The 11,738-nt window shown below is 52.5% G+C and carries 7 protein-coding genes and 5 tRNA genes; 8 read left to right on the forward strand and 4 right to left on the reverse strand.

The annotated features are described in order from the left end of the window. Nucleotides 1–3: 3 nt before the first annotated feature. The 3 genes from porW to DYH27_RS08440 all read right to left on the reverse strand — a co-directional run bounded on the left by porW (nt 4) and on the right by DYH27_RS08440 (nt 5,426). A complete protein-coding gene (porW, locus tag DYH27_RS08430; protein ID WP_025067327.1) occupies nt 4–3,372 on the reverse strand; it encodes a type IX secretion system periplasmic lipoprotein PorW/SprE in 3,369 nt (1,122 codons plus the stop codon). Between the two features lie 83 nt (nt 3,373–3,455). Further along, entirely contained in the window at nt 3,456–3,854 is a 399-nt protein-coding gene (locus DYH27_RS08435) for a hypothetical protein (protein WP_004351523.1), read from the reverse strand. Between the two features lie 318 nt (nt 3,855–4,172). Further along, nucleotides 4,173–5,426: a 3-phosphoshikimate 1-carboxyvinyltransferase gene (locus DYH27_RS08440; protein ID WP_025067328.1), complete on the reverse strand. Its 1,254-nt coding sequence runs from the start codon at nt 5,424–5,426 to the stop codon at nt 4,173–4,175. A gap of 123 nt (nt 5,427–5,549) precedes the next feature. Between DYH27_RS08440 and DYH27_RS08445 the strand changes: the two genes are divergently transcribed. Continuing rightward, nucleotides 5,550–5,624: transfer RNA gene (locus DYH27_RS08445), tRNA-Pro, on the forward strand. 873 nt (nt 5,625–6,497) lie between these two features. On the opposite strand, the gene DYH27_RS08450 is transcribed toward DYH27_RS08445, so the two are convergent. Continuing rightward, on the reverse strand, nt 6,498–7,949 hold the full coding sequence (locus tag DYH27_RS08450; RefSeq protein ID WP_025067329.1) for an aminoacyl-histidine dipeptidase: 1,452 nt from the start codon (nt 7,947–7,949) through the stop codon (nt 6,498–6,500). 78 nt (nt 7,950–8,027) lie between these two features. Between DYH27_RS08450 and DYH27_RS08455 the strand changes: the two genes are divergently transcribed. The 7 genes from DYH27_RS08455 (at nt 8,028) to DYH27_RS08485 (ending at nt 11,600) form a co-directional block, all read left to right on the forward strand. Then, a complete protein-coding gene (locus DYH27_RS08455; RefSeq protein ID WP_004351493.1) occupies nt 8,028–8,222 on the forward strand; it encodes a hypothetical protein in 195 nt (64 codons plus the stop codon). A 36-nt stretch (nt 8,223–8,258) separates the two neighbouring features. Beyond that, on the forward strand, nt 8,259–8,861 hold the full coding sequence (locus tag DYH27_RS08460; protein WP_004351539.1) for an OmpH family outer membrane protein: 603 nt from the start codon (nt 8,259–8,261) through the stop codon (nt 8,859–8,861). A gap of 384 nt (nt 8,862–9,245) precedes the next feature. Beyond that, a tRNA-Ser gene (locus DYH27_RS08465) sits at nt 9,246–9,333 on the forward strand. Between the two features lie 29 nt (nt 9,334–9,362). Beyond that, a tRNA-Glu gene (locus DYH27_RS08470) sits at nt 9,363–9,434 on the forward strand. A 31-nt stretch (nt 9,435–9,465) separates the two neighbouring features. Beyond that, nucleotides 9,466–9,537 (forward strand) — tRNA-Glu (locus DYH27_RS08475). Nucleotides 9,538–9,568: 31 nt separating this feature from the next. Next, a tRNA-Glu gene (locus DYH27_RS08480) sits at nt 9,569–9,640 on the forward strand. Nucleotides 9,641–9,833: 193 nt separating this feature from the next. Continuing rightward, nucleotides 9,834–11,600 (forward strand): M6 family metalloprotease domain-containing protein, encoded by a 1,767-nt coding sequence (locus tag DYH27_RS08485; RefSeq protein WP_081640735.1) that lies wholly within the window; start codon nt 9,834–9,836, stop codon nt 11,598–11,600. The last annotated feature ends 138 nt before the right edge of the window (nt 11,601–11,738 follow it).

Genomic DNA, 11,738 nt, shown 5'->3' on the forward strand with positions numbered 1-11,738 from the left:
TTTTTAGAACCCCTCCAGGTCGTAGTACTCATCCTCGATGTCGGGCTGGACGGGCTGTTTCTTTTTATTGTTCTTGCTGTTTGGCTTGTTCTTGTCCTGTTGGGGTTCATCATCGCCGAAATAGATAACCGGACCGTCGTCTACAGGCTTCTTCCTTGCAGGGACTGTCTGCGGTTTCTGTGCAGCAGGCTTTTCCGGACTGCGGGGTGCAACGGGCCTGACCGGTCTGACAGATGAAGCCGGCACTGACGGTCTGACAGGAATTGCCGGTTTCGCAGGTGTGGCAGGCTTCACGGGCCTTTCTTCCGGAATGACGTATGTATTGCCATCTTCCGTTGCCGTTTCCTTCTTTATTGCAGATTTCGTCTCTTCGACAGGAATCTCAAAGACACTTCCATTCCGCTCTTCGGTCTTTTGCTCTGTCTTCACCGGCTTTGGCACATCCAGCGGGATGGTCATCGTGTTGTCAGCAGGCACATCCTGCGTGTCCGGATAGAGGTCAGGAACATTCCCTTGCTTCTGTTCAATCTCCTGCTGCAGGTCACGTTCGCGGGGCGTCGCCACCTCTGCCGGTTCGCTGAGCAGATAACGGCGTGTTACCGTCAGCGGTGCGAAATGTTTCGCATAGAACGCTTCATAATCCTTGTAGCTGTAGGCGGTGCCTATCAGCCTGAGATTCTTGTCACTGATGATGATGCCCTTCGCCGTCCTGCCCATCTGCTGCACGACAGCCTTCGACGCAAAGAGCTGCCGGGCATACTGATAGGCCTCGTCGAAACTGCGGAAGCCCGATACCTGCATCTGGTGCAGGCCGCTGAAATCCTGTATTTCGATCTCGAAGTTACGGACAAGGAAGTTCGTGAAGTTGAACCGTGCCAGTTCGAAGAGCAGCTTGTTCTCGTTCAGTGAGTCAGGATGGTAAACGAGCAGGAATCTGAAGTCTATGTCACGTTCCGGCGAGAGCCTGGCCTGCTGGATACTGTCGCTGTCGTTCAGCACGTTCGACCGGTAGTTCCAGACATTGTCGAGGTCGAACTTCCCGCCACGAAGCCTTTTCCCCGCCTCTACGCCATTGACAATCATGCCTGCCATCTCGCTGATGCGGCTGCCCGGATAGTTCTTCACCACCTCCTTCATGTCACTGATACAGCCCGCAGGATCGCCGCTGTTCAGCCTGCCCAGTCCCCCGATAAAGAGGAACTTGTCCCGGTTGGCCCCCATGGGAAAGCGTGTCCCGGAAATCCGGGTATTGGCCGCCACCTCTCCGTAACGCCCCTGCTTGAAGGCATCGTAGGTCGCTGCATAGAGCGAATCCTCTATCTGCACGCCGAACCGCAGGTTCTGTTTGTAATAGGGATCGGTAAGGAGAACCGTCCACTTGCTCTTCGGATATTTCCGGCTTAGCCGGGTGACGTAGCTGTCAGCCATCTGCTGGTCGCCCTTCCGCATATAAAGAAGATAGAGGTGATAGTACACATCGTCCATCTGTTCATAGTCCGGATAGTCGTCGGACACACGGCGCAAGGCCTTCTTGGACAACCGGAGGTTGTCGAGCCTGTCCTTGAAGATTACGCCGGAATGGTGCAGACCGTCCTCCAGTATCTTGTTGCTTGCCTCCAGCTGTACTGGGGTAAACGGAATCTGTGCCAGATAGTACTCCCGCTTGTGCGGATCGTTCTTCAGCGAGTCTCTGGCATTGTCAATCGAATCCTGCCGTGCCTCGGCCTGCAGGATAGAGTCCCGCTGCTGGTCGGTCAGTTCGACGGGCGTCTTCGTATCACCGATCCTGCCCACGACTCCTTGGTTGATGCGCTGCCAGTTGTCAATGTTCTCACGCTTTCCCCACAGCTGCTGGAACGTGATTTTACCCTGCTGGACAGCCGCCGGACTGTAGAAATACCACGTGCTGCCCTGCTGACGGCGGTTGTCCTGCCGGCTGACGTTCCCAAGGCTGTTACTTCCCATGTCGCCTCCGTTGTCTTGCTGCCGGGCGTTGTCCTGTCCCTGCTGCTGGCTTCTCTCTTCCTTCTCCTTCTTCTTCAGTGCTGCGATGACACGGTCAATCGCCGCATTGCGCTCTTCCTCCGGGCACTTCGCAAGGTGCTGGAGAGAGTCCTGGAGCTGTACGGCATCTGTATAAGGGGCCAGCTCGTCCAGTATCTTCGACCGTTCGGACAGCTGTTCGTAGTCCTTGCGGTCCTTGTCGAGCAGTCCGATGGCTTCACCGTAACAGCGTCGGGCATCACCGAAACGCTCCTTTGCCCAGTAGAGGTCGCCGAGATGGAGCAGCAGCACTCCTTTTTCGATACCGCTCCGTGTGGCTTTCCGGTTCCCCTGTTCGTAGGCGTTGACGGCGGCAAGCGTGTCCCGGTCGGCGAGATAGATGTTGCCCATGGCATAATACACCTGATCGAGATACTCCTTATTGTTGTCTGAAGCAGCCATGTGTTTCAGCTTGCCGATCATCTTCTTCGACTGTCCCTTTGCGGTAACCTCGGTCTGCGCTATACGTGCATTGAAGGCCAGCTCGTAGGGGGGATTGGCACGGATTACCCGCTGGAAGGCCTTGTAGGCTTCCGTATTCCGTCCGAGAGCGGCAAGCACCTGCCCGAGAAGATACAGTTCACGGGCCTTCTGTTTCCGGCGCATTTCATGCTTGATGACCCTCTGGAGATAAGGGACCGCCTTGCTCAGTTCGCCTGAGTGCAGATAATAATCCGCATAGGTATAGTCCCATTCCTTTACGGCCCGCCAGTCCAGGGAGTCCCGCTGCATATTTCGGATAATGTCCTCAGCGTCATAGAGCCATCCTTGTTCTATGTAGCATTTCGCCAGCCATGCCCTTGCCTTGCCGTAGATGGCAGGCTGTCCCTTGTAAATGCGGCTCATGTAAGCGAAGGTGGCGGCCGCTTCCTCAAAAGCCCCTTCGTGGAACTGCGACCGTCCCATCAGCATCCATGCCTTCCACAGGAAAGGATTGTATTCACGGCGTGAGAGCCATTCGATGTCGCGTTCGGTCTTCCGCCTGTTCTTGGTCCACTCCGGTCTCTTCTTGATGCTGTGCCGGGCAATGGCTTTCTCTGCCTTCTCTATCGCCCGGTCGAAGCTGCCCTTGCCTAGTTCACGGCTGCTCTTGTTGCCGACAGTATAGAGCGGTATCAGCTCGGTGAAGTTGTCCTTGTTTCCTTTTTCTTTTTCCAGTGAACCGTCGATGTAAGCCTGCGCACCATTATAATAGACATTATAACGTGTGTTGAAGGCCTGCCACCAGCGCGACTGCGAGGTGTTGCTCTTCGTGGAGCAGCCGGCAGCAGCCAGCAGGACGACTGCCGGGAGAAGGAGAATGATATGTCGGATAGTTCTTTTCTTCACGTTTGTTTTTGTTTTTCCAGAGACTGTGCCTCTGAAGCCGGGACATATTTTCGGAATGGCCGAGCAGAGCAGAAGACAGATGTTCAGCCCTCGATCATCGCTATCAGCTCGTCCTTGATCTGGTCGGGGACATTGATGTCCCGCAGAATGAGGCTCCTGTTCCATCCTTTCGCCTCATGCGGCTGCATGGTGTAGAGCACCTCGGCGAACTCTTCTGCTTCCTTGTCGGTATACTGGTCGGACTGCCGCCCGCGGAAACGGTCGAGCTCTTCGTCGTCATAATACTCTACCTCCTTCGTAGCGGCTTCCATCATGCAGACCTGCTCGCACTTGTCGTCCGTTCCGTCACAGGAGGAGCAGTCGCCCGATGCGGGCATGACGACCTCCGGCTCTCCCTCTTTCCTCCGGGCGAACTTGGTCGTCAGGGCTGCGACAATCGCCAATAGCAGCAGTGAGCATATACCGATAACGAATATATCCATTCTTTCTTTTTTAGTCTGTATATAATAAGGTGAACTTCTCCTGTTGTATGCGAATCGCATAGAAGATTCCGCCCCTTTGTTTCTGTTGATTTCCGGCAGCCATGCCTTGGTTTTCAACCGGGTGTTTACTGGCTTCCAGCCGGACATCGACAGAGCTTCTTCCGGGTTTCAGTCAGAGGACTGCCAGATGTTTTTTCAATGCGTGATCATTTACAAACCGGTTGCTTGTTGATGACGTTTTTAGTGATAGGAAACAGAGCCTGACTTTAGGATTTCTCCGTTGTCCCCCTCCTTGGCAGTCTGGTGTGAAGCAACCAGTTAATCCGTCTGCACGATATGGAATCCGGCCTTTCGCAGATCGTTCCAGTAATGAGGGTAAGACTTCGACACCACCTCCGGGTGGTTGATGCCTATCCGGCCCAGCCGGATGGCCAGCGGAGCAAACGACATTGCCATGCGGTGGTCCTCATAAGTGTCTATGACAGGCTGCGCCGCCGGTTCGCAGCGGTCACCCTCCCATGACAGTTCTGTCCCGCTGTCAGCATGGAGGATATAGCCCAGCTTCTCCATCTCCGTCTTCATCGCCTCGATACGGTCGGTCTCTTTGATTCTCAGGCTTCCAAGCCCTGTGAAGTGGAACGGTATTCCCAGGACAGGACAGGTGGCAATGAGCGTCTGTGCCAGATCGGGCTGATTGGTAAAGTCATAGTCCATACGGTTCAGCATACATGAGTGGCGTGTCAGCGTGGCATCAGTCAGCCGGTCGGCCTCTCTGTCGGCAAAGGCAGTCTTGATACCCAGCAGAGAGAAAATGTACCGGACAGCAGAATCGCCCTGCCGCGACCCGTCCAGCATGCCCGGCAGAACCACTTTCGACCCCAGCTCATCCGTCAGTGCGAGGACTTCATACCAGTAGCTCGCTGCCGTCCAGTCGTTCTCTATCGTATAGGGACGCTGCCGGTAGGGCTGCGGCTTCACCGTGATGCTGTCGATGTCCGTCCACTCCGCTGACACGCCGAACTGGTGCATCAGGTGCAAGGTAAGGTCGATATAGGGCCGGGAGACAATGCCGCCCGTGAGCTTCATTTCCAGTCCCTTCGACAGGACAGGGGCTATCATCAGCAGTGCCGAGATGTACTGTGAGCTGACGTTGCCGGGTATCTCCAGCCGGCCGCCCTCCAGCTGTCTGCCACGGATGCGGAGCGGAGGGAATCCTTTCTCTCCGGCATATTCGATTTCCGCACCCAGGTAACACAGCGCATCTACGAGAACACCTATCGGGCGGTGCTTCATCCGTTCCGTACCCGTTATCGTGTGTTCGCCTTCCGTGACGCTAAGGTATGCCGTCATGAAGCGCATTGCCGTACCGGCCGCCTTGATGTCGATGACCTCCGGCCGATGTGACAGGGCACGGATGATCACTTTCGTATCATCACAGTCCGACAGGTTCTCCGGCATCACGTTTCCTCCTGTAAGCGCATGGATAATCAGCGCACGGTTGCTGATGCTCTTCGATGCAGGAAGCAGGATGCGGGTATCAACGTGTCGGGGGGGAGTTATCATGTATTGCATCGTATTCTGTGCAGATTTATTACAAGACAAAATTACAAAATAAACTTGGCATGAGAGAAAAAGAAGTCCAAAAGTTTGCTAATCTCACAGAAAGTGTGTAATTTTGCACTGCTTTAAACAGAACGGGATGTAGTTCAGTAGGTTTAGAATGCTGGTCTGGGGGACCAGTGGTCGCCAGTTCGAGTCTGGTCATCCCGACAGAAGCAGAGTAAAGGGGGTTGACTGTCAACCCCCTTTTGCTTTTCCAGAGGACGTAACACAACGGAACTGCCAGCCAGCCGCCATCATTCGAGCCGTCTGTTTATGTCAAGATAATTCACCATTGAAAACAAGCAATGCCTGACAGCATTCCCAACAGGCACTAATCGGCCTCCAATAAGTGCCTGATTGAAGCCTTGACAAGGCTTAGTCGGCTTCCAATCAAGCACCTTTTGCAACGGTATGCTTTTCCCCTGTTTTCCAATCAGGTGCCAACCGCAATTCAAATCACTGTAAAATGCTTACAAACAACTTATTAAGAAAAACAGGCCCTGTATTATAAATCAGGAAATATTTTATCCTGCTTTTCCTCCACAACCGAACAAGGAGGAAATCCGGCAGTTAGTTTTGTAAATTTTATTCAAATACCAACAGAACTGTACTGCCGATTCAGGAAAACACATAGAGAGAAGAGGTCTGCTGCCGGGAGCTGGTATCTTCCCGCCTGCCCAGATATTTCCACCTTATTATTATAGGCAGGTCGTAAAAGCTACCTTTGCAGGTTTTCCAGACCGACTGATTCCGTTTTCCCTTGAAAGAACACGGCGGTACGGCTGAAAGATAAAGCAGGATATGCGCATGAAAGCAAAAGGCACGAAGAGGTGGAGACATCCCGCATGAACATAAGTCCATCGGGGGGCTTCAGAACATCTTTATCACGTCTTTACCTTGCGAGTACCGACAGCAAAAACGCCATTGCCCTCCCCCCTGTACAGCGGGACAGCAATGGCGGAAAGCGGTTACGATAAGGATGCGGCAACAGCCGGCAAGGCGACAGGGCCTGCCGGACGGCCGCCGTCACCCACCGTTGTTTCAGTCGATATTCTTCAGGACGGCAAGCAGATGATCCCATACCATCTGGACGGTCGGGATAAGCAGACACTCATCGGGGGTGTGGACATAACGGAGCGTCGGACCGAAACTGATCATGTCCATGTCGGGGTATTTCTCGGAGAAGAGGCCGCACTCGAGCCCGGCATGGATGCCCAGCACCTGCGGATCCTTGCCGAAGAGCTTCCGGTACTGCTCGACGGCGACATTGACCAGCTCCGACTTCGGGTTCATCTTCCATGCCGGATAACTGTCGTCGACGACGACCTCTGCCCCGGCCAGCTCGAAGCAGGCACGGACGGTATTGGTCATGTTCGTCAGGTTGCTCATCACATTCGAACGCTGTGAAGCGACAACCGTCAGCGTATGCTCATCCGTCTGCACACTGGCCACATTGCTCGACGTCTCTACCATGTAAGCCAGCGCCTCGTCCTGGCAATTTGTCAGCGGTCCGTTGTCGACAGCCTGCAGGGCAAGGATGACGTTGTGAGAAATCTGCTTCGGGAGTACACGTTCGGCCTCAGCACTCTCAAGATGCCAGACCATCGCCGTATCAGTCACATGAAACTCATCCTCAACGGCTGCACTGAAGATGTTCCAGTCTGCCTTGACCTCCTCCTTTCTGTCAGCAGGAACAGCGAAGAGCACCTTTCCGTCACGGGGAATCGCATTGTGCATCTTGCCGGAGTTCCAACGGCACAGCCGGAGATCCATCTTCGCCTGTTCGGCATAAAGGAAGCGGGCCAGGAGCTTGACGGCATTGGCGCGCTTCTTGTTGATGTCGTCGCCGGAATGTCCGCCTACAAGTCCCTTCAGGCTTGCTTCCATGAAGAAATAGCCTTCCGGAGCCTGTTCACGGTCGAACCGGAACGTTGCCGTCGCGCTGTTGCCGCCGGCACAGCTGACGAAGATCTGTCCCTCGTCTTCCGAGTCGAGATTGATCAGGTACTTCCCGGTCATGAAGCCTGCCTCCAGACCGAACGCACCCGACAGGCTTGTTTCCTCATCACGTGTGAAGAGACACTCGATGGGACCGTGCTCAATGTCATCCGAATCGAGGAGAGCCAGCTCGAAGGCCACGCCGATACCGTCATCGGCACCGAGCGTAGTGCCCTTGGCATGGAGCCATTCGCCGTCGACATAGGTCTGGATGGCATCCTTGAGGAAGTCGAAGTCAACGTCCACCAGTTTGTCACAGACCATGTCCATATGGCTCTGGAGCACGACCGTCGGCACCTTCTCCATGCCTTTCGTCGCCGGCTTGGAGATAAGCACATTGCCGGTTTTGTCGACCTTTACGGCAAGCCCTCTCTCCTCTGCAAACTTCTGTAAATAAGCAATCATCTGCTCTTCGTGCTTGGAGGGGCGGGGTATCTGATTGATTTTCGCAAACTGCTCGAAGACACGGGCAGGTTTTAATTCTACATTTGCCATTTTTAATAATATTTTATTTTGTAATCTTGCTGTTTTATATTACCTTTGCGGTCAATATCAATGCAAAGATAAAGAAAAATGTTTGTAACTTTATTGTACACACTGTTAATAATTGCTATTGCCATGCTGCTCCTTGGCGTGCGTGTGCTGCTCAGGAAAGATGGGGAATTCCAGTCGCAGCACATCTCGGACAGTGCCTACCTGAAAGCGAAAGGCATCCACTGCGTCATCGATCAGGACAAGGAAGCCCGCAGGAAAAACAGGGCGTATTGAACAGACAGGAAACAATTAATTAAAAATCACATAGAAATGAAGAAATCATTGAGCAATATGGCCGTGCTTGCGATGGCAGCGTTCGCCTTTATTGCATGCAACAACCAACCGCAGAAGAATGACACGACAGCCGGAAAGACAGAAACGGCTTCAGCTGCTCCGGCAGCCGGAAGCCAGAAAGTGGCTTACGTAGAAATCGACTCGATTATGAGCCAGTACACCTACTGGAAGGATGTTACGAAGATCATCAAGGCTAAGGAAGCCAACATACAGCGCACTCTCGCCGGCAAGCAGAAAGCTATTCAGGCCGCCGCCGCTAACTTCCAGCAGAACGTACAGGCCAACAAATACACACAGGCACAGGCACAGCAAATCCAGGCAAGCATACAGAAACAGGCACAGGACGCTGACGCACTGCAACAGCGGTTGGGTGCGGAATACCAGAACGAGGTGGCCAAGTACAACAAGGCTCTGTCTGACAGCGTACACAACTACCTGCGGGATTACAACAAGGACAAGAAATATGCCATCATTCTCGCCAAAAGCGGCGACAACATCCTCTATGCCGACCCTGCTTACAACATTACCAATGAGGTTGTAAAGGGGATGAACCAGGCCTACAAGGGAATGAAGAAATAGCCCGGCAAGTTGACAGGTTGAAGCGTTTTCTGCCGGACAGCAAGAGACCGGCATACCGTCGGGGGGAGACTGTATCAGAAAGGGCATTGATGATGACCGGATTCTGATACAGTCTTTTTTGTCATTTCCTCCCCACCCATGCCGCCTCATCCATTAACACCACCAACACAACCCCGTCTGCGCTTCCTCAAGCACATCCCGGAAACCCTTTGGAGTCGTACAGTCTTGCAGCCGGCACGGCATTTCTCGAACCTCCAGAGGAAGAGACCTTTTTTCGGGAGGGTCGAGAAAAAGGCAGTAGAAAATTTTGAGGAATAAAAATAAAATACTACCTTTGCACTCGCATTTGAGATGATGCGTGGTAATTCGGTTGAAACCCTCTTTGGAAGGATGGGTGAGTGGCTGAAACCAGCAGTTTGCTAAACTGCCGTGCGCATTTCGCGTACCGGGGGTTCGAATCCCCCTCCTTCCGCTTTATCTCGTCAAGACTCAAATGTGTATGGTCGATTCATCTAACGGTTAGGATACAAGATTCTCAATCTTGGCATAGGGGTTCGATTCCCCTATCGACTACCCCCATCTTCATAAGAAATATTTTAACCAGGGTCGATTCATCTAACGGTTAGGATACAAGATTCTCAATCTTGGCATAGGGGTTCGATTCCCCTATCGACTACCCCCATCTTCATAAGAAATATTTTAACCAGGGTCGATTCATCTAACGGTTAGGATACAAGATTCTCAATCTTGGCATAGGGGTTCGATTCCCCTATCGACTACAGACAGAAGTCCGGCTTTACAGCTGGATTTTTTCTTTTCCGCACTTCTCATGGAAAAGATTACCCTTATTCGATTCTTCCTGATAAATGAAGTAATTTACGAAAAAATTTCGTAAATTTGCAGTCACTATTTCAATCCACATTGTATCAAGCATAAGAATACAATCATAAAAGAACGAAGAAGCGAAAACTGATGATGAAGAAAATTTTATTGTCGTGCTGCCTGGCACTGTGTACACTGGCGGCATGGGCGGCCAAAGCCAACCCGACACCTGTCACGGTGACACAGTCTGACGGAACACTGCTCACCGTTTACCAGTATGGTGACGAGCATTTCAGCTGGATTTCCACCGCTGACGGGACACTGCTGACACAGGTCGGGATGGACTTTTATGTTGCAGAAATCGGCAAAGACGGTACGCTGAAAGCAAGCGGACAGCTGGCGCACAACGACGGCCAGCGTTCGGCTGCAGAGAAAGAACTTGTCAGGAAACAGGGAGCGATGCGCAATGCCTTCTTCGACAGCATATCAAGACGACTGAACAAAGAGGCGAAGACACGAGCTGTCGGCAAGCACACCCCACCCTACTTTCCGCACAGCGGCAGTCCGAAAGTACTGGTCATTCTGGCGCAGTTCAGCGACGTGAAGTTCTCTCTTCCTGACCCGGTGAAGAGCTTCAATGATTATTTCAACCACGATGCCAGCGCAGGACCTCTGCCGGATTACGGCAATAACGAGAAACGCAACTATGGCAGTGTGAGACAATACTTCAAGGACATGAGCGGCGGACAGTTCACACCTCAGTTTGTCGTTGTCGGTCCTGTCACCCTTTCCAAGACAAGCAGCTACTATGGTAAGGACGGTACCAACAAAGACACAAATATCGGAGAACTGATACAAGATGCCTGCCATGCCGTAGAAGGCAGTGTCAACTTCAGCGACTATGACGGGAACAACGACGGATACGTAGACCTTGTCTATGTCCTTCATGCCGGGTACGGACAGAACGCTTCCCCCAAGAACCCAGATTTTATATGGCCTAAATCGGGTACGACAACACCTTTCAAGATGGGTGGGAAAACAGTCTGCCGCTATGGGGTAAGCAATGAGTTGAACTACAACCCAGACCATAAGTTTTCCTCTGCTCCCTCCAAACGCATAAACGGTATCGGACTGTTCTGCCATGAATTTTCACATACAATGGGACTGCCCGACTTCTACCCTTACAATAAAGCTGCAGAGAAAGATGACCAGACCATGGAACTCTGGGATCTGATGGACGGCGGAGAGTACACCGACAACGGTTACACGCCGACTCCCTACACTCCCTGGGAGAAAGATGTCATGGGATGGAAGACACTTACCCCCATCCAGGAAACTCCTGCCAAAATCACTCTCAAAGTCGATGAAGCGCTGAAAGTGCCGACCACCTATCAGAAAGAATATCTGATTCTTCACAACATTCAGAAAGAAGGATGGGCTTCCAAACTTCTCGGACAGGGAATGCTGGTGTACCGTGTCAACTACGAGCCGGAGACTATCAATATGTATGACCACGTCAATGATACACCGGGAAAGCCGGGTATGACAATCGTTCCGGCCGACGGGAAGCTCATTTCAAGCTATAGCGTGCATTCTAAAGAGGAACAGCAAAAATACTATGCCAGCCATGCGGGAGACCCGTTCCCCGGAACAAGCCATGTGGACCATATCGGCAGCATCAAGCTGAACCAGAGCACTGTGAACAAGCCGCTCTTTCACATCACAGAAAACACGGACGGCACAATCACCTTCGAGTATCTCAAGGATCTGACAGCCGCCGGTATCAACGACATCACGACAGAGCAGCAGGGAACAGACAACCGCATCTATACGCTCGACGGCAGATTTGTCGGTACGGATCGGACCGTACTTCCTCCCGGCATTTACATTCAGAACCGGAAGAAGTTTGTGAAATAACAGGCAGACTTTCCTGTCCATCACAAAGCAGCCGCTTCCTGACAAAGGGAATTGTCAGAAGGCGGCTTTCATCAGTCTATCCCTTTCTACTTGCTGCAAAGACACGGCAAGAAATTGATCAAGCAGACGATTGCAAGC

This window comes from Prevotella denticola, from assembly GCF_900454835.1.
Classification (GTDB): Bacteria; Bacteroidota; Bacteroidia; order Bacteroidales; family Bacteroidaceae; genus Prevotella; species Prevotella denticola.

Excerpts from the sequence above, each read along its gene's own strand:
- DYH27_RS08435 (WP_004351523.1), bottom strand. The coding sequence starts at position 3,854 with ATGGATATATTCGTTATCGGTATATGCTCACTGCTGCTATTGGCGATT.
- DYH27_RS08440 (WP_025067328.1), bottom strand. The coding sequence starts at position 5,426 with ATGCAATACATGATAACTCCCCCCCGACACGTTGATACCCGCATCCTG.
- DYH27_RS08450 (WP_025067329.1), bottom strand. The coding sequence starts at position 7,949 with ATGGCAAATGTAGAATTAAAACCTGCCCGTGTCTTCGAGCAGTTTGCG.
- DYH27_RS08455 (WP_004351493.1), top strand. The coding sequence starts at position 8,028 with ATGTTTGTAACTTTATTGTACACACTGTTAATAATTGCTATTGCCATG.
- DYH27_RS08460 (WP_004351539.1), top strand. The coding sequence starts at position 8,259 with ATGAAGAAATCATTGAGCAATATGGCCGTGCTTGCGATGGCAGCGTTC.
- DYH27_RS08485 (WP_081640735.1), top strand. The coding sequence starts at position 9,834 with ATGATGAAGAAAATTTTATTGTCGTGCTGCCTGGCACTGTGTACACTG.